This is a genomic window from Colwellia sp. MB3u-4 (assembly GCF_014077065.1).
GTDB lineage: Bacteria > Pseudomonadota > Gammaproteobacteria > Enterobacterales > Alteromonadaceae > Cognaticolwellia.
In genome coordinates this window covers 1-17,026 of sequence record NZ_JACGVE010000082.1, presented here as the reverse complement: position 1 = coordinate 17,026, position 17,026 = coordinate 1, and the positions used below count along the sequence as shown (strand labels likewise).

The 17,026-nt window shown below is 39.2% G+C and carries 16 protein-coding genes and 1 riboswitch; of the genes, 8 read left to right on the top strand and 8 right to left on the bottom strand.

Going from position 1 to position 17,026, the window contains the following annotated elements; genetic code table 11:
- Positions 1 to 3 precede the first annotated feature (3 nt).
- The 5 genes from H4J61_RS12870 to H4J61_RS12850 all read right to left on the bottom strand — a co-directional run bounded on the left by H4J61_RS12870 (position 4) and on the right by H4J61_RS12850 (position 3,638).
- Entirely contained in the window at positions 4 to 1,107 is a 1,104-nt protein-coding gene (locus H4J61_RS12870) for a hypothetical protein (protein ID WP_182185328.1), read from the bottom strand.
- A 775-nt stretch (positions 1,108 to 1,882) separates the two neighbouring features.
- Positions 1,883 to 2,113, bottom strand: a complete 231-nt coding sequence (locus H4J61_RS12865; protein WP_182185327.1) for a glutaredoxin family protein — start codon at positions 2,111 to 2,113, stop codon at positions 1,883 to 1,885.
- A 91-nt stretch (positions 2,114 to 2,204) separates the two neighbouring features.
- Complete coding sequence (locus tag H4J61_RS12860; RefSeq protein WP_182185326.1) at positions 2,205 to 2,816, bottom strand: fumarylacetoacetate hydrolase family protein; 612 nt, start codon at positions 2,814 to 2,816, stop codon at positions 2,205 to 2,207.
- A gap of 66 nt (positions 2,817 to 2,882) precedes the next feature.
- Positions 2,883 to 3,233, bottom strand: coding sequence for a hypothetical protein (locus tag H4J61_RS12855; protein WP_182185325.1), 351 nt, complete (start codon positions 3,231 to 3,233; stop codon positions 2,883 to 2,885).
- A 99-nt stretch (positions 3,234 to 3,332) separates the two neighbouring features.
- On the bottom strand, positions 3,333 to 3,638 hold the full coding sequence (locus H4J61_RS12850; protein ID WP_182185324.1) for a hypothetical protein: 306 nt from the start codon (positions 3,636 to 3,638) through the stop codon (positions 3,333 to 3,335).
- 352 nt (positions 3,639 to 3,990) lie between these two features.
- On the opposite strand from H4J61_RS12850, the gene H4J61_RS18095 reads away from it, so the two are divergent.
- From H4J61_RS18095 to H4J61_RS12835, 3 genes are all read left to right on the top strand, one after another.
- Positions 3,991 to 5,499 carry a HAMP domain-containing sensor histidine kinase gene (locus tag H4J61_RS18095; RefSeq protein WP_182185323.1) on the top strand — a complete coding sequence of 503 codons (1,509 nt, stop codon included), beginning with the start codon at positions 3,991 to 3,993 and terminating at the stop codon, positions 5,497 to 5,499.
- Complete coding sequence (locus tag H4J61_RS12840) at positions 5,499 to 6,071, top strand: hypothetical protein (protein ID WP_182136069.1); 573 nt, start codon at positions 5,499 to 5,501, stop codon at positions 6,069 to 6,071. Before H4J61_RS18095 ends, H4J61_RS12840 begins: the two co-directional genes overlap by 1 nt.
- A 115-nt stretch (positions 6,072 to 6,186) precedes the next feature.
- A complete protein-coding gene (locus H4J61_RS12835) occupies positions 6,187 to 7,560 on the top strand; it encodes a sigma 54-interacting transcriptional regulator (RefSeq protein ID WP_182185322.1) in 1,374 nt (457 codons plus the stop codon).
- A 294-nt stretch (positions 7,561 to 7,854) separates the two neighbouring features.
- Here the strand turns inward: H4J61_RS12835 and H4J61_RS12830 are convergent, their stop codons facing one another.
- From H4J61_RS12830 to H4J61_RS12820, 3 genes are all read right to left on the bottom strand, one after another.
- Positions 7,855 to 8,328, bottom strand: a complete 474-nt coding sequence (locus H4J61_RS12830; RefSeq protein ID WP_182185321.1) for an FKBP-type peptidyl-prolyl cis-trans isomerase — start codon at positions 8,326 to 8,328, stop codon at positions 7,855 to 7,857.
- 97 nt (positions 8,329 to 8,425) lie between these two features.
- Complete coding sequence (locus H4J61_RS12825; RefSeq protein ID WP_182185320.1) at positions 8,426 to 9,136, bottom strand: pseudouridine synthase; 711 nt, start codon at positions 9,134 to 9,136, stop codon at positions 8,426 to 8,428.
- A gap of 28 nt (positions 9,137 to 9,164) precedes the next feature.
- Complete coding sequence (locus H4J61_RS12820) at positions 9,165 to 10,058, bottom strand: mechanosensitive ion channel family protein (RefSeq protein ID WP_182185319.1); 894 nt, start codon at positions 10,056 to 10,058, stop codon at positions 9,165 to 9,167.
- Positions 10,059 to 10,493: 435 nt separating this feature from the next.
- A riboswitch (TPP riboswitch) is annotated at positions 10,494 to 10,592 on the top strand.
- Positions 10,593 to 10,689: 97 nt separating this feature from the next.
- Between H4J61_RS12820 and thiC the strand changes: the two genes are divergently transcribed.
- The 5 genes from thiC to thiE all read left to right on the top strand — a co-directional run bounded on the left by thiC (position 10,690) and on the right by thiE (position 16,612).
- Positions 10,690 to 12,648 carry a phosphomethylpyrimidine synthase ThiC gene (gene thiC, locus H4J61_RS12815; RefSeq protein ID WP_182185318.1) on the top strand — a complete coding sequence of 653 codons (1,959 nt, stop codon included), beginning with the start codon at positions 10,690 to 10,692 and terminating at the stop codon, positions 12,646 to 12,648.
- An 18-nt stretch (positions 12,649 to 12,666) separates the two neighbouring features.
- Positions 12,667 to 13,848 (top strand): FAD-dependent oxidoreductase, encoded by a 1,182-nt coding sequence (locus tag H4J61_RS12810; RefSeq protein ID WP_182185317.1) that lies wholly within the window; start codon positions 12,667 to 12,669, stop codon positions 13,846 to 13,848.
- A gap of 77 nt (positions 13,849 to 13,925) precedes the next feature.
- Positions 13,926 to 14,144, top strand: a complete 219-nt coding sequence (locus tag H4J61_RS12805) for a sulfur carrier protein ThiS (RefSeq protein WP_182185316.1) — start codon at positions 13,926 to 13,928, stop codon at positions 14,142 to 14,144.
- A 3-nt stretch (positions 14,145 to 14,147) separates the two neighbouring features.
- Positions 14,148 to 14,951 (top strand): thiazole synthase, encoded by an 804-nt coding sequence (locus H4J61_RS12800; RefSeq protein WP_182185315.1) that lies wholly within the window; start codon positions 14,148 to 14,150, stop codon positions 14,949 to 14,951.
- Positions 14,951 to 16,612, top strand: coding sequence for a thiamine phosphate synthase (thiE, locus tag H4J61_RS12795; protein ID WP_182185314.1), 1,662 nt, complete (start codon positions 14,951 to 14,953; stop codon positions 16,610 to 16,612). The genes H4J61_RS12800 and thiE overlap by 1 nt, the downstream gene beginning before the upstream one ends.
- Positions 16,613 to 17,026 lie beyond the last annotated feature (414 nt).

Below are 17,026 nucleotides of genomic sequence, written 5' to 3'. Positions count from 1 at the left end.
GCTTTAAATAATAATACTTGGCCGTTGAAATTGCTTTAAATAACCATGTTGCAATAATTGCCCCATACTTAACTCTGTTGTTTTTTCACCATAACTGCCTGTGCCGCTGAGCGCTTTGTCTATGCTTTGGTTAAACCAATCATTATTGGCAAATAAGGTAATAGCTCCAACACTGTTGGCTTGATCATGTAACGAACTTGGTAATTGGCCATACGTTTCACTCTGCACTGGGTAACCATTTTTCATATCATCAATAGCTTCAATAACATTTAACAAAGCAAAAATCACATTCAAATAGGGGTTATAGTGCTCACTCGAGGCACCTAGCCTGTGTTCAACCCTGGCGGTTTTATGCCAATTATTCTGACTCACGATGACCTTGTTTTTATCATCATATAACAATGGCTCAACACCCATTTTTTGATTGTGTTTACCAATGTCTCTGTACAAAGCAATACTGCCTTGATGCCCGCCAGAAATATCAACAGGGGAGCAAAGCTCTTCCGCTAAGCCATATTTCGATTTTAATACTAATCGCTCAAAAGCTTCTTCTTCTGGCAAATAAATTAAGCAGCAGGCTAAACTTGTACGCAAAAAATGTTGCTGTAAACATTCACCAAAATCACCAGAAACCAGCAAGTTTCTTCCACTTACATCTTGTACGCTAACATTAATTTGTACCGCATTAGGGATATGTACCGCACGGTTATCGCCACTAAAAATACTTTCACAACCAGCAGCCAACTTGCCATGGTCACCCGCCCAAATAACAGGCTTAATAAGTGTTTTTGTCGCGCCTTGAACAGCAAACAATTTCGGCAAAATTTCAATAGCGCGACTAAGGTTTTGTGCCTCTTTTAATGGACTTTGGCCATTGAAAATCGACACATACTCCCATTGATTACTCCAATACTCAGCAACCACTTCACCATCAATACCCAGTGCTAATAAATTTCTATTCACCTGCCTATAATCTATATGCTTATCTTTTGGCTTTTGATAACACCCTTCCAGTTCAAAGTGTATTAATGCGCGAAAGCCGCGTTTATTGATGTATTCTTGCAGACCAGAAATTATGGCTTCTGCGAGCCTATTTAAACTATTCATAATGGATAAATACTTGAACGTTGATATTTTGAATATACTTGGATAATAGGAAAAATTATAGCTAAGTGGCTAATAATTTAGTTATACGTAGTAATGATGATTTAGGATTAAAAAACTTTAACTTGATTGTTATTCTGGTATTTTGCTCGATATAAAGCTTGGCCAGTATTGAGGTAAAACTGAGCAGTATTTTCAGGTTGGGACGACAAGACAAAAAAATGTCGCAATCTTGAGACTAGCAGTCACAATAGCTTATACCAATTTCATTAATTAGGTGGTCTACTTTATACGCAGGGAAAATGACCAAATATAAGGCATTTATTTTAATAACTAGTTGTTCTAATTATTAAATAAATAACGCAGTAGTTGGTTGTTTTAACCAGTAAAAATGATCAGATAATTAGTGAGATTGGTATTAATGTTATTTATCTATTTTTTGAGTGAGGAGTTGACCATAAGTTGCTCAACAATGTTTGACTGTGACCTTGTTTGACTGTGATTTTGTTTAACTGTGACTTTTGACGTTAAACTCGTACTTGCAACAATATTTTTCTGGGTAGCACACAGAGACACGGCTACGCCAATACTAGCAAAAATATCACTTTGGCGAAGAAGTGCTTAAAAAAATTTTCCAAACTTCTCGATAACATCATCACTAATGGGCGAGCCATAGTGATGATATGTTTTTGATTATTTTCAATGTCGATTAAAAATATCGATTAAGAAAACGATAATAAAGGTACTTTTTGTGGTTTCAGTATGGGTCTGTTGGGGATTAGTTATCTTGATAGAGTTCATTGAAGCTTTTAACGTTAAAGCCTTTAAGAACTTGATTGCCGACTTTTAATACCGGCACACCACGTAAGTTTAATTTGGCAAACTCTTTCTGGCCTGCTGGCGTCTTTACATTGCACAAACGAAACGCAATATTTTTTTCTTCAAGGTAGCGTTTTGCGGTCTGGCAATGTGGGCAATTAGTCATGGTATAAAGCGTGATACGTTGCATAAAGTGAGTTTTAAACAGTTAATTTACTCAATTATCGCATAGAATGAGCCTAACACACTCATTCCCGTGAGATATTATTATTGGTTACAAGCTAAGTTGCTTGCCATTGTTTAGTCACTAAGACCTTATCTTGATGCAGTATTCGCCCTTCAAAAACATCACCCGATACCACTTCACCGACACCGGCAGGTGTGCCTGTCATCACAATATCGCCGTCTTCTAGGGTAATAAAAGAACGAATTTCATCCAATATGGCTTGCGGTGAATGTAACATCATCGCTATTGAAGCAGATTGTCGGCATTCACCATTGATCAAAAGCGCTAACGATAGGCATTCATCAATAACATCTATCGTCACAAAATCGCTAAATAGTGCAGAACCTGTAAAGGCTTTAGCGCGCTCCCATGGCAAACCTTTAGCTTTTAACTGAGTTTGCAAGGCTCTTTTAGTCAAATCTAAACCTATAGCAAGGGCAGAAAATTTACCTTCTTGATATAAAAAACAAAGCTCAGCTTCATAATGCAAGGTTTCTTGATGGTAAGAGCAAAGTTGCTCACCAATAGCCGCATTAGGTTTCATAAATAACACCATATCATCAGGAACTTCATTACCTAGTTCGCTAATATGTAGAGCATAATTTCGACCAACACAAATAATTTTAGATGGTGTAATATAAGTATTATTAACTTTAACCGAATTCATTAGACAGCCTTTAATATATGTTAACGCACCATGCTAAGCGCAATCAGTGCCAATAACTATACTATACTATACTATAACTAATTTTAACTCGGGTTTAACACAATTTATTGGTGGCACTTTAACTGTATCTGAAGATTTTCGTTGTTGCTTAAAACGGTCAAAACTTACGGTTTCAAGTCCTAATTGCTGACTCATTTTCCCAAAGGTTTGATAGTCTTCACGTGTGAAGTCATCATCTACACGAGTCAGCAGACCATCAATATATGCGCTGTCACCATTTAAGGCAATATTGGCAACAGCAGTGTAAGGTTTACCAAAATCCTCAACGCGTATTGCGCGTACTGATTTCACTTCAAAAATCCATTTATCAATTTTAACATAACGGGACAAACTATCTTCAGAAGACTGATTTTTCATGTGGAGAGGTCCTTAAAGTCAGTAAAAATGATCGACTGTTTGGTTAAAGAAAACACTAACAGTCGAAAAAACAAGCTATTAACAGACAAAAATTATTTTTTATAATAAATGCTTTTTCATCTTAGCTAGGTATTGGTTAAATTCTTCTTCATTAATTTCTGTATCACCATTGATATCGAGCTGAACAAAAACTTTTGTTAATGTCTCATTTTTAGCTAATTCATTTGCACTTAAGCTATTACTTTTATCGACATCATAATCTGTGACTAATTGAGAAAAAGTGGCTGTAGGCTCTGCAACTTTAAGCGTTGTTTTAGTAACATCATTGTTAGCAAAAGCAAGGTTTGATGCCAGTGATGCGACAACAACAGTGATAGACAGTTTTTTTAAGCTCATATTGTTCATATCTGAATCCTTTTAATTAATAGCACATCAAGAAATATGCCGACCATGGCTCGTGCCACTTACAATAGATACTTAGCACATCTCATGCCAAAGCATATGTAATTGATTTTTATAGGTTTAAATGACCTGCTTAACTAGTCAATGTCTCCAATTAGCAACAACTTGTCTGCACCATAATTTATATATAGTGAATGGCACTGGCTAAATTATAAAATACACATACAAAACAGTAGTTTAAAAAAATAAAAAGCTGTCAGTACTATTGTCTCCGTATTGAGACAGCATTGTTTTTTTTGCGTTTTTAGCTAACACTATATAAATGTTTATAAGGAAAAAGGCCCAAGCACACATTGTGAGCAATTCAACCACACTCGCCAGTAAAGCGCATAATAGAAATTTGTCGATAAAAAGCTTATCAATAAAGTCATTAACCTTATTAGGCTTTGGTTTAGTCGCTTTACCTCTGGTCATTGCTTTAATTTTTGGTGCCTCGCAAGTCAATACGCTTGCTAAAAAAAGTGCCAGTGCAATTACCGGAATAACGGAGATATTGGATCAGCAACAATTACTGAAAAGTAGTCAAATCAAACTAGAACGCAGTGCTGCGCAATATTTAGTACTGCGAGACCCAGCTTTAGCAAATAGTTATAATGAGCAGTGCAAGCAAATATTACACTTAGCTCAACAATTAATTGCGGCAAGCCAAGACCAAAAATTACAACTATTGGTCGCTGAATATGCCCAAACTGTTACAGCACTGATTGAACAGACCATGCCAGAAGCTGTACAAAAATCGCCTACTGACAGCACAATCATCAAGCCAATACAGGTCAAATTTAGTGCCCTAAATATGACTTATGAGCAAATTACTCAGCGAAGTGGTGAACTTAACACCTTGCATATCACAAATATTAAACAGGCCGCGCAAGCTGTTCGCGATATTATGATCCAGAGTTTAGTTATTATTCCTATTAGCCTACTTATTGCGGCTGTATTTATTTTCTTAATCACTAGCCCGCTTAAAGTGCTTACCCAGAGTATTTTTCGATTACAACAAGGGCATTTTGATCATGAGATCAAAGTAACAGGCTCGCCAGAAATTCAAGAAATAGCGCTAGCCTTGGAAAGCATGCGTACACGTTTACAAGCATTAGAGTTACAAAAATCGAGCTTTATTCGCCATATATCACATGAATTAAAAACCCCCCTAGCAGCCATTAGAGAAGGCACTGAGCTGTTATATGATAATAGTGTTGGTGAACTCAATGCCGAGCAACAAGAAATTTCTCACATTATTAAAGACAGCGTCTTTCGCTTACAAAAGCATATTGAAGACTTACTCGATTTCAATATTGTCCTCGACTCAACCAGTTTACAAGATTCCAAATTGATACAGATTAATGAGGTAGTCTATCAAGTGATTGCAGAGCAAAAATTAGCTATAAAACGTAAAAAACTTATCCTTAATAATAAGTTGAGTGATATCGCTCTTTTTAGTAACCGTAAACAAGTAGCGGTTATTATCGACAATATTTTGTCCAACGCGATAAAATATTCACCGGATGAAGGCGTGATAGATATTTCGTCGGCACTAGTAGATGGCCACTTGCAGCTCTTTATTAGCGATCAAGGCATGGGGATTGCTGAGGGAAATAAAGACAAAATATTTGATGCTTTTTATCAAGGTCCGCCACCTGAGCAAAATTTAATCAAAGGTAGTGGTCTCGGCCTCACCATAGTTAAAGAACTCATACTGCGCCTTAATGGCGATATTGAATTTTTGGCTGCAAAAAGTGACCAACAAGGGACTAAAGTAAAAATCACCTTACCACGCGCTTTTCGCCAAGAGGAATCCGTTTAATGGCTCATTTACAGCGATTTTCATCCGCAATGAAAGTACTAAGCATAGGGTTACTGCTGTTATCTGGTTGTCAACTCATGACCAAACACGATAATAGCAGCACAAGTTATGGTGAGTATTACCTAATATTGCAACAACTTAACCAACAACAACTAACCAATGAGGTTAGTAAGCAACAAAAAACACTTGAAAAACCAACAAAAAAAAACAGCCAGATGCACTATGACGCGCAAATAAAACTCCTGCTACTTTATAGTCTACCTACGTCACCTATTTACAATGTTTTCAACGCTAAAGTATTGTTAAATGAATTGAACAGTGAGGATGAAAATGCCGCACTCGCTAATATCAACCCAAGCGATCAGGCTTTTATTTCCTTATTGCGCGATCAATTAAATCAATGTTTACTGATGAGAAGTCGCTTGCTCGCCCAGCAACAAGAGCTTCAACAAGCACAACGACAGCAGGCAATAAAACAGCAAGAAACCTTAATCGAACAAGTAAAGTTATTAGAACAAACCATTAAACAATTAAAAAATATTGAACAAGCTATTGATAAAAGAGATCAATAATTGCTAGTTAAAGGCACTATTAAGTGCACTAGCGATTAATATCAATTTAAGTTCTATTTTTAGCACTATGTTTTAGCCACATATTTTAGCCATAGATAAGCACTGAGAATAACCCATGACCAATCTTAATCCAGCTGCCGTTAAAACAGACAATAAAATTCTAATCGTTGATGACGACCCTAGCTTGCTGCGACTACTTGCTATCCGTTTGGCTGCAGCAGGCTATCAAGTTGAGTCAGCAAAAAATGCCAAAATAGCTCTAGGCCGACTCGAGAGTTTTCATCCACAATTAGTGATCAGCGATCTTAAAATGGAAGGCATGGACGGCATGGCACTATTTGAACAAATAAGAGCTAAGCACCCCCATATTCCGGTCATTATCATGACCGCCCACGGCACTATTCCTGATGCAATCAATGCCACTAAACAAGGGGTTTTTAGTTTTCTCACTAAGCCTTTTGAAAGTAAAGAACTACTGGAAATAGTACAACAAGCCATTCGCCTGCAACCGGCAGAACTCAACCACAGTCAGGCTGATAACCAATGGCGTGATAAAATTATTAGTCGCAGTACTATTATGGAGTCGCTTTTACAGCAAAGTAAGCAAGTGGCAAGAAGTGATTTTAGTTTACTTATTCAAAGCCAAAGTGGCACAGGCAAAGAGCTGTTGGCAAAAGCGATTCATTTGGCAAGTCCTCGACATCAACAAACATTTACCGCTATTAATTGCGCGGCTATTCCTGAGCAGTTGCTAGAGTCTGAATTATTTGGTCATATCAAAGGCGCATTTACCGGCGCAGAAAAAAATCATATTGGCTTATTTCAAGCAGCAGATGGCGGTACACTCTTTTTGGATGAAATTGGTGATATGCCCATGAGTTTTCAGGTAAAACTGCTACGTACCTTGCAAGAACGAGAAATACGCCCCGTGGGTAGCACACAAGCGATTAAAGTTGATGTGAGGATTATTTCAGCAACCCATAAAAATTTACAGCAAGCCATTATTGACAAAACATTTCGTGAAGACTTGTATTACCGACTCAATGTCGTTGAGTTAGAGTTGCCACCTTTGTCTGAACGTCGAGAAGATATCCCATTACTTGCGCAATATTTTTTAAGTCAGTCTGCAGACCAGTCACACATCAATATTACTGGTTTTTCGCAAGAAGCTATGGAAGTGCTGATCAGCGCAACTTGGCCAGGCAATATCAGACAACTACAAAATGTTGTTGAGCAAACACTCGCCTTGTCTACTGAACCATTAATCAGCGAAATGTTGGTAAAGAATGCGCTGCGCGATAACACCACGATTTTACCCTCGTTTGTCCAAGCCAGAGATAAATTTGAACGTGATTACCTTGCCAAACTATTAAAAATAACGGCCGGGAATGTTTCACAAGCAGCAAAAATAGCACAAAGAAATCGCACTGAATTTTACAAATTGCTTAATCGCCACCATCTTTCAGCAGAGGCCTTTAGGGAAGAATAGAGTAAGCCATTTGAGAATACAGCATTCGCTGCTATGAAGTAGTTTGGATAGCTAGATGTAAGCGTTTGCTATAAAACCTTAAGCAAAAGCCAAAGCAAAACCAAGAGTGAGGTAAAATAAAGCGCCACAACAATCCTTGGATGGTTGTTATGCTATCAAGTTAAGCGTTAAGCAAGGACTAACTCAAGCGAAAAACCACTATTTTTGTATCGCGTTGGCAACAGTCTTAACAAGCTGTTAAAACTGTTTTTGTTATTTAATATCAGTCATTGAATCAGGGGGTAGTTAAGTGTTTTACTCAATAGCCAGTAATTCAACATCGAAAATCAATAATGAGCCAGGCGGAATTTTACCTGCCGCACTCTTACCATAACCTAGCTCTGCCGGTATAAATAAACGAGTTTTCTCACCCACTACCATTAGCTGTAAACCTTCTGTCCAGCCCTTAATCACTTGATTTAAGCCAAAACTAATCGGTTCATTTCTTTCAACTGAACTGTCGAAAACTGTGCCATCAAGTAAAGTGCCGTGATAATGCACTTTCACTTTTGTGCTTGCCATGGGATGAAGGTCACCCTGTCCTGAGGTTAATACCTGATACTGCAAGCCAGAAGCTGTTTCAATCACACCGGCGACTTGTTTATTATTTTCTAAAAACTCTGCCGCTAGCACAGCATTAACTTTTGCCACTTCACGATTAGCATTATTGCGTACAAAGAAGCTGACGATTAAGGCCAGTACAATAATTAGCATAATATACTTAAACATTCTTATTCCTTATTATTATTTTTATGGTTTTTTTGCATTGTTTGTTGTGATTGTTGTAGTAATTTTCCGCCTTAATATTTAGGCATTAAAGAGCGTTTTATTTATTAATATTATTAACCTCGAGCTCGGTTAGCTTTCTGCTTAGCCCAACAGCTAAGTGCTGATCAAGTTGCAAATTGCCAATTGAGCATCGGTGCAAAGCCATCACTGGGTTACGAAAACGACCAAACATGCGCTTAATTTGATGGTAACGTCCTTCAATAATCTCAACTTGTGCCCGATAGTCGGATATAATAGTTAATTTTGCAGGCTGAGTCATAATGTCCTCAAACGCAAAATACATACCTTCGGCAAAAGCGGCTATATATTCGGCGGTAAGTTTATTTTGCAAGGTTACTATATAACGTTTAGTTATTTTTTTCTCAGGCAAAGTTAAGCGTTCTGACCAACGACTATCATTGGTCATTAGCAGCAAACCAGAAGTATTAAGATCAAGTCGGCCGACAATATGCAGTTCATTTTTAAACGGATATTCAAGTAAATCAAGCACTGTTTTATGCTTTGTATCGCGGGTTGCACTGACAACACCCACAGGCTTATTCAGCATAATATAATAGGCACAATTAGCTTGGATCACTTTACCGTCCAAGGTGATATGGCTAAAGGTATCAATAATTTCATCAATATCATGAGCGACTACATCATTGATCAATACTCTATTTTGCGCCAATATTAGTCGGACACTTTTGCGATTAACCTGACAATATTGTGCCAAAAATCGATCCAGCCTAGCCTTATTTAACGCCATAATAAAGCCGGTATAAACGGCATCATAATCACACTACATCCTTAATAAGATGAACATCGCGTTGCGGGAATGGAATTTTAATATTGGCTTTATCTAACGCTAAATAAATTTCTTTATTCGCTTCATATTTAGCACTGTATAAATTTTCTGTTGGGGTCCACAAGCGCACCGCGATGTTAATAGCACTATCAGCAAAAGCATCTATACCAATCAAAGGCTTACGGACTTTACTGACAATATCTAACTGTCCGATCACCTCTTCAAGCAACGCCACGACCGCTAACGGGTTTTCGCTATAATCAATGCCAACACTTAACTCTAACAAAGAGTCATGGCTTGAATTATGTAATATTTCACCCACGATATGTTTATTCGGAATGGTAATTTCAACATTGTCTTCATCTGACAAAATCGTGTATGCCAGTAAAACTTCTTTAACTAGCCCAGTAACACCACGCACCGTAATGGTATCACCCACCACAAAAGGGCGAATAATAATAATATTAAAGCCGGCCGCATAGTTAGCCAGCAAGCCTTGCAGAGCTAAACCAGCACCTAATGAAATAGCACCTATAGCGGCAATAAATGGCGTAACACTAATGCCTAATTTCCCTAAAGAAATGATGGTTATCATCACTACAATTAACATTTTACTGGTGTTCGCTAAAAAGCGACTCAGGGTGATATCAAGCTTATGTCGCTCACATAATTTCAGCACGACAGTCGCTATTTTACCTGCAAAAATGTAACCAATAATGAAGATGATAAACGCACCAATTAATTGAAAACTGTAATTGGTGAAAAACTCAACAATGATATTGTAAATACGACCCACTTGATCAATTTCATCTTTAAGTAAGTTGACGGGGTCTAAAGTTTTACTTATCTGCTCTGTTGCGCTTGAGCTGCTAGATTCAGCCATAAATTAATTCCATATAGTGTACGTTACTCAGTTTGTCTATATTACGACAATTTACCGCTACATTTGCATTATTATTAGCAATTAATCCGTAAAGTTAAACCTTGTACTGACTTTTGCTAACCTGATCACTTAAGTCGGTACTCACCACGCCAAACCATCATAGTGCTTATTAAAAAATGCCAGCACTGATGAATAATCAAAATAAAATAAGCTTTTAAAATGAAACAGCGCCGGTAAAATGATAACTTAAAATCTTATTATAATATCTTAACCCGTTATTTTACAATGCAATTAATGCCTATATTTTAATGAAAAACAATATACTCAACACATTAAATAACTACAGCAAACAATAAAAACTAATATAAGGCTTGATTGTCATTAAAAGTTCAAGCTAGAATAAATTACGTTTAAGCGCACTAAAAGCTTAAACGTATTGACTTGTCGGAGTGCCAAAGGGCTGAGATCGCGAAAGCGGGATCCGTAGAACCTGATTAGATTAATATCTGCGAAGGGAACAAGTGAGCAGTGTCAACAGCGCACCTAATTTTTTGCTAATAAACCTGCTCCTCGTTACTACCCCCATAAAGCTCCGCCTAACTTTTATTTAATAAAAAACAGGTGAGAGAACATGAGTTCAATTTCAAGACGTAAGCGTCGAAACCAAGCAGCGCAATTTTTAAAAAACGTTGCCGATCAATCCTTTCCAAACTCTAATAAAGTTTATGTCCCGGGTAAAATACACGATATTCGTGTTGGTATGCGCGAAATAACCTTGTCTGATACTTTAGTTAATGGCAATAAAGATCAGCCTAGCTATGAAAAAAATCCACCCTTGTGTGTTTATGACACTTCTGGATTTTATACCGATAACTCAGTGATTATTGATGTTCACAAAGGTATTCCTCGCGTACGTGACAGCTGGATTGACTCACGTGACGATGTCGAGTTTCTGCAAGAAAAAACATCTATCTACAGCCAACAGCGCGGAACAGACGAAGGCCTTGATCATATTCGCTTTGAACATTTACCTAAAGTACGTAAAGCCAAGAAAGGTAAAAATGTCACCCAAATGCATTATGCCCGCCAAGGCATTATTACGCCTGAAATGGAATATGTTGCCATTCGTGAGAATATGAAACGCCAAGAAGTTAAAAACGAGATACTGCTGCAACAACATCAAGGACAAGCATTTGGTGCCAGCATTCCTGAACAAATTACCCCTGAGTTTGTTCGTGATGAAGTAGCTAGAGGTCGAGCGATTATTCCAGTCAATATTAACCATCCCGAAGTTGAACCTATGATCATCGGCCGAAATTTTTTGATCAAAGTAAACGCGAATATCGGTAACTCAGCGGTAAGCTCTTCTATTGAAGAAGAAGTAGAAAAACTGGTTTGGTCAACCAAATGGGGAGCCGATACTGTGATGGACTTATCAACCGGTCGTTATATTCACGAAACCCGAGAATGGATTATTCGCAATTCTCCTGTGCCCATTGGTACAGTACCGATTTATCAAGCTTTAGAAAAGGTTAACGGCATTGCAGAAAACCTGACTTGGGAAATATTTCGCGACACCTTAATTGAGCAAGCCGAGCAAGGTGTTGATTACTTTACTATTCATGCGGGTGTATTACTACGTTATGTGCCGTTGACCGCCAAACGTGTTACCGGCATTGTTTCTCGCGGTGGCTCGATTATGGCGAAATGGTGTTTAGCCCATCATCAAGAGAATTTTCTTTACACCCATTTTGAAGATATTTGTCAGATTTTAAAAACTTATGACGTTTCATTTTCACTAGGCGATGGCTTACGTCCTGGTTCGATTGCCGATGCTAACGATGAAGCACAGTTTGCTGAATTACGCACCTTGGGCGAGCTAACAAAAATAGCATGGCAACATGACGTACAAACCATTGTTGAAGGTCCTGGCCATGTACCCATGCATATGATCCAGCAAAATATGACGGAACAACTTAAGCATTGTGGCGAAGCACCTTTTTATACCTTAGGCCCGCTAACCACAGATATTGCCCCCGGTTATGATCACATTACCTCCGGCATTGGTGCCGCTAATATTGGCTGGTATGGCTGTGCCATGCTTTGTTATGTTACCCCGAAAGAACACTTAGGCTTACCCAATAAAGAAGATGTTAAAGAAGGTTTGATGACCTATAAAATCGCCGCGCATGCTGGCGACTTAGCAAAGGGTCACCCAGGTGCGCAAATTCGTGACAATGCCATGTCAAAAGCCCGTTTTGAGTTTCGTTGGTATGATCAATTTAATATTGGCTTAGATCCTGAAAAAGCCCGTACTTACCACGATGAAGCCTTGCCGCAAGCGTCAGGCAAAGTTGCACACTTTTGTTCCATGTGTGGCCCTAAATTTTGTTCAATGAAAATATCGCAAGAAGTTCGAGATTATGCCGCTAATTTAAGCGATACGGACAATAGCGAACAGCCTATTAAAATTAAACTACTTGATGAAACCATCAGTATTTCAAGTCAAGGAATGGCTGAAAAATCAGCTGAGTTTAAAGCCAGCGGTAGCGAGCTATATCAGCCCGTTGCCAAGCCAGTAAACAATTAGCAGCTGAGCCGTTTAATTATGCCAACCATCGCTATTATTGGCGCCGGCCTTATGGGTCGCTTGTTAGCCTTGTCGTTAAACCGACAAGGCTACAAGGTAACGCTATTTGATAAAGACCAAAAAAACGGCCAGCAAAGTGCCGCTTATGCCGCCGCTGGTTTATTAACACCGCTGGGTGAAGCAATGCACAGCCCAGCCAACATTGTTGCTATGGGTTTTGCCGCCTTACCCTTGTGGCCAAAACTGCTGAACACCCTGTCAGGCTATAGCTTTTTTCAACAAACGGGTTCGCTAGTGGTAAGTCATGAGCACGACATCGCTGACTACCACAAATTGACACGTTTTTTAGCGAATAGTTATCCAAACCATGCTCAACAACAGCTCAACAGACAACAACTTTTGGCGCTTGAGCCAGAGCTTGCCGGTAAATTTTCGCAAGCGCTATATTTACCAGAAGAAGGTCAAATTGGTAATCGAAAACTACTACTCGCTTTACATCAACAGTTAAGCGATGAATGCGTTGAGTGGCGCAGTGAGTCTGAAGTTATAGCGATTAAAACCAACAGCTTTAATGCCGGTTGTGAGATTAACTTTCAAGCTTGTGGTGATCACCCTAATAGCCAGTGGCAGTCGTTTGATCTTGGTATTGATTGTCGCGGTATTGGCGCGAAAGCGTCAACCAAGGTAAACGATAAAGACAATGCTGAACTTGATGACTTACGTGCTGTTCGCGGTGAACTTTTTCAACTTTTTGCTCCTGAAGTTAACATCTCTCGACCTGTTAGACTGATGCACCCACGCTATCAGCTTTACATTGCGCCAAAAGGTAAAAGCCATTATGTCGTTGGAGCAACAGAAATTGAAAGTGACGATACCGCTGCCATGACAGTACGTTCAGCACTGGAATTACTCAGCGCGGCCTATAGTGTTCATCCCGGTTTTGCTGAAGCCAATATCCGCCAACATATCAGCCAACTTCGCCCTGCATTTAGTGATAATCAACCAAAAATAATTTCGCATAACGCTTTAATTCAAGTCAATGGCTTATACCGTCACGGCTTTTTAATTGCCCCTATTGTGCTGGCCCAAGTGTTAACGCATGTTGGCAACCTAATGCAACAACAGCAAAAACCTGTTGAACATTATCAATACTCTCATTGGCTACCTATTAGTATTTCCCCAAACGGAATTAACCATTAAAAGCCTAGGTAATAGTGGTTGAAGTCATCATTGAGTTAAGCATTAGTTAAAAATTAAGACCAGAATTGAGATAATAAATGAACATATATATTAATGGTAACGCCTTTGAACTCATTAATGCTGCAGAGCCATACAGCATAGATAAGGTGCTAGCCAAAACATTACCCTTAAGTCAGCAACAACAAAGCTTTGCCTTGGCACTTAATGGTGATTTTGTTGGCCAAGCAGATTACTGCAATACACACGTTAGCGATAACGACAGTATTGATCTGCTATTTCCTATTGTGGGAGGATAACGCATGTCGCTAAGCATTTATGGTCAACCGATAGCTAGTCGCTTGCTCATTGGCACTGCACTTTTCTCTTCGCCAGCAGTAATGAAACAAGCCATTTTAGCAAGTGGCTCACAAGTGGTGACCTTGTCACTAAAACGGCAAAATCCATTGGCCCAGTCAGGTGAGAAAATTTGGCGCTACATTCAAGATAGCGTTAAGCAAAACCAAGGTTTTTTACTGCCAAATACCGCCGGCTGTAAAAGTGCTAAAGAAGCCATAACCTTAGCGAAAATGAGTCGTGAGTTATTCCAAACAGACTGGATAAAACTTGAAGTTATCGGCGATGACTACAATCTTCAGCCTGATCCAGTCGAGCTACTCATTGCCACCGAAAAATTGCTTGCAGAAGGCTTTAAAGTCTTACCCTATTGCACCGACGACTTAGTTATTTGCCAACGTTTATACGAGTTGGGTTGTCAAGTAATCATGCCATGGGCCTCACCCATTGGTACCGGCAAGGGCTTAATGAATCCTTATAACTTGTCGAGTATTCGTCAACGATTACCTAACGCGACATTGATACTTGATGCCGGTATTGGCAAACCTTCAGATGCTTGCATTGCTATGGAAATGGGCTTTGATGGCGTGTTACTTAATAGCGCGATTGCCCTTGCTGATAACCCAGTGTTGATGGCCAAAGCCTTTGCCGCAGCAATCACTGCTGGAAAATCTGCTTATATCGCCGGCACTATGCCCGAGCGCCAAACGGCTCACGCTAGCACGCCAACATTAGACCGCCCTTTTTGGCATCACCCAGAGCATACTTAATGACATTTACACCTTCATTGCCGACACAAAAATTTAAAAAAAAGCCGATTATTTGGACCATTTCAGGTGCGGATTGCTCAGGTGGTGCCGGCATTGCCGCCGACATTAAAACGGGTCATGGTCTCAATGTTGAGGTTTGCCACTTGATAACCGCTAATACAGTACAAAACTCAGTAGAGCTTAGCGCGGTTAATGTTATTGAGGTGCAAGTTTTAGCCCAGCAAGCGCAAGCATTGCGCTTTGATAAACCGCCCGCCGTGATAAAAATAGGCCTTATGGTTAATAGTGCACAAGTTAATTGGCTAGTGGCAACATTGTTAATCTTAAAACAACAATTACCCGATTTGCTGGTGGTTTATGATCCGGTTGGCCAAGCCAGTGTTGGTGGTCGTTTATCAAGCTTAACCGCTAAAGCACTAGCGCCATTAATGCCGCTGATTGATGTCATCACGCCAAACCTTATTGAAGCAAAGCAGCTAAGTGGCTTAAACCCAAAAAACACTCATAATGCTAAACTGCTAGCTTTAAACATTCTCCAATTGGGCTGTAAAGCGGTGATTATTAAAGGTGGCCATACTGACAGTGAAAACACCAACAATGCAGAAAAAAATAACGCAGCTAAAACGCATTGTATTGATATATGTTTACAAAGCTTAAACTTAAGTTCAAGCGCGTTGATAAGCTTACAGTCACCGAAGATTAATACAAACTATAGTCATGGTGGCGGCTGCAGCTTTACTAGTGCCTTAGCCAGCTTTTTGGCTCATGGCTATTTATTACGCGATGCCTTTACCTTAACTAAAGCGTTTATTAACCAAGGGTTATCATTATGCGCTGACATACCTAGCGACAATAATAAAGGCGAAAACCAAGGAGAAGGTGAAAGCCAAAACAATCTTGAGGTTAATAACAGCAGCATAAATAACGCTAACAATGAAAATTATTATGGCGCATTTCAGCAAGGGTTGTGGCCAACAAAACTCAGATATTTTCCAAGCGTTATTAGCCCGCTTAATCAGCAAGTTAAATTTTCGCCTAACTTTCCGTCTCTTGGATTAGCTGACTCAGAAAAACTTGGGCTATATCCCGTGGTTGACTCTTTAGCATGGCTAGAATGTTTGTTGCCACTGCATTTAAATATTATTCAGCTACGAATTAAAAGTGAAAATACTGCCGAGTTAGCCTTGCTGATAGAGAAAGCGGTGAGCTTGGCCAGTAATTATAATTGTCGATTATTTATTAATGATCATTGGCAGCTAGCTATTAAATACGGCGCATACGGTGTCCATATCGGCCAAGAAGATCTTAACAGTGCTGATTTAAAGGCGATCGCTAAATCAGGTTTACGTTTAGGTATCAGTACTCATGGTTGTTACGAGTTTTTATTAGCCAAACAACTACAACCCTCTTACCTTGCCATTGGCGCCATATTTCCTACTAACACCAAAGATATGACCGGACAAATTCAAGGGTTAACAAACTTAAGGCAAATATTAGCACTAGCCGATAATATTCCCATTGTCGCCATTGGTGGCATTAACCAACAAAGGCTAGAGCTGGTATGGCGCACTGGTGTTAGCGCGGTGGCGGTAGTTACTGCAATTACCCAAGCTAAACAGCCTTTTATCGCCACTCAAACCATGCAAGCACTGCTAAGTTAAAAAATATAAAAGGCTTTTGCTTTAATGGGTCATTGCAATAATTTCAGAGTGGTGAATAAACTCGTCCAACTCAACTTGCGCATTGGGAAATTGTGCTCGGTTTTTTTGTAAAATTGCGATGGCGATGGCGTTACGCATCGCAAATCGCGATTCAGCAGTAAACTCATCAGGTTCATGCTCAGTGCTAGCAATACTATTGGACAGTTGTTTACGAATAAAGTTAATATCTATTTTATGACCAGGACAAGATTTATACCATTTTAACTAAACCTCTGATCTAATTGATTTTATTTTTCATACATTGATATCAGTCGTTATGATCACACTTGAATCCATTGATTTTAAATCTCTTATAGCAAAAGAAACTAATGGGCGAATGCGGGTTCGTTTGATGGCGCTTTCTCATATCAAAAG

What these genes read in the sequence shown, in the direction of transcription:
- H4J61_RS12870 (WP_182185328.1), bottom strand. Translation starts at nt 1,107, where the DNA reads ATGAATAGTTTAAATAGGCTCGCAGAAGCCATAATTTCTGGTCTGCAA.
- H4J61_RS12865 (WP_182185327.1), bottom strand. Translation starts at nt 2,113, where the DNA reads ATGCAACGTATCACGCTTTATACCATGACTAATTGCCCACATTGCCAG.
- H4J61_RS12860 (WP_182185326.1), bottom strand. Translation starts at nt 2,816, where the DNA reads ATGAATTCGGTTAAAGTTAATAATACTTATATTACACCATCTAAAATT.
- H4J61_RS12855 (WP_182185325.1), bottom strand. Translation starts at nt 3,233, where the DNA reads ATGAAAAATCAGTCTTCTGAAGATAGTTTGTCCCGTTATGTTAAAATT.
- H4J61_RS12850 (WP_182185324.1), bottom strand. Translation starts at nt 3,638, where the DNA reads ATGAACAATATGAGCTTAAAAAAACTGTCTATCACTGTTGTTGTCGCA.
- H4J61_RS12840 (WP_182136069.1), top strand. Translation starts at nt 5,499, where the DNA reads ATGGCTCATTTACAGCGATTTTCATCCGCAATGAAAGTACTAAGCATA.
- H4J61_RS12835 (WP_182185322.1), top strand. Translation starts at nt 6,187, where the DNA reads ATGACCAATCTTAATCCAGCTGCCGTTAAAACAGACAATAAAATTCTA.
- H4J61_RS12830 (WP_182185321.1), bottom strand. Translation starts at nt 8,328, where the DNA reads ATGTTTAAGTATATTATGCTAATTATTGTACTGGCCTTAATCGTCAGC.
- H4J61_RS12825 (WP_182185320.1), bottom strand. Translation starts at nt 9,136, where the DNA reads ATGGCGTTAAATAAGGCTAGGCTGGATCGATTTTTGGCACAATATTGT.
- H4J61_RS12820 (WP_182185319.1), bottom strand. Translation starts at nt 10,058, where the DNA reads ATGGCTGAATCTAGCAGCTCAAGCGCAACAGAGCAGATAAGTAAAACT.
- thiC (WP_182185318.1), top strand. Translation starts at nt 10,690, where the DNA reads ATGAGTTCAATTTCAAGACGTAAGCGTCGAAACCAAGCAGCGCAATTT.
- H4J61_RS12810 (WP_182185317.1), top strand. Translation starts at nt 12,667, where the DNA reads ATGCCAACCATCGCTATTATTGGCGCCGGCCTTATGGGTCGCTTGTTA.
- H4J61_RS12805 (WP_182185316.1), top strand. Translation starts at nt 13,926, where the DNA reads ATGAACATATATATTAATGGTAACGCCTTTGAACTCATTAATGCTGCA.
- H4J61_RS12800 (WP_182185315.1), top strand. Translation starts at nt 14,148, where the DNA reads ATGTCGCTAAGCATTTATGGTCAACCGATAGCTAGTCGCTTGCTCATT.
- thiE (WP_182185314.1), top strand. Translation starts at nt 14,951, where the DNA reads ATGACATTTACACCTTCATTGCCGACACAAAAATTTAAAAAAAAGCCG.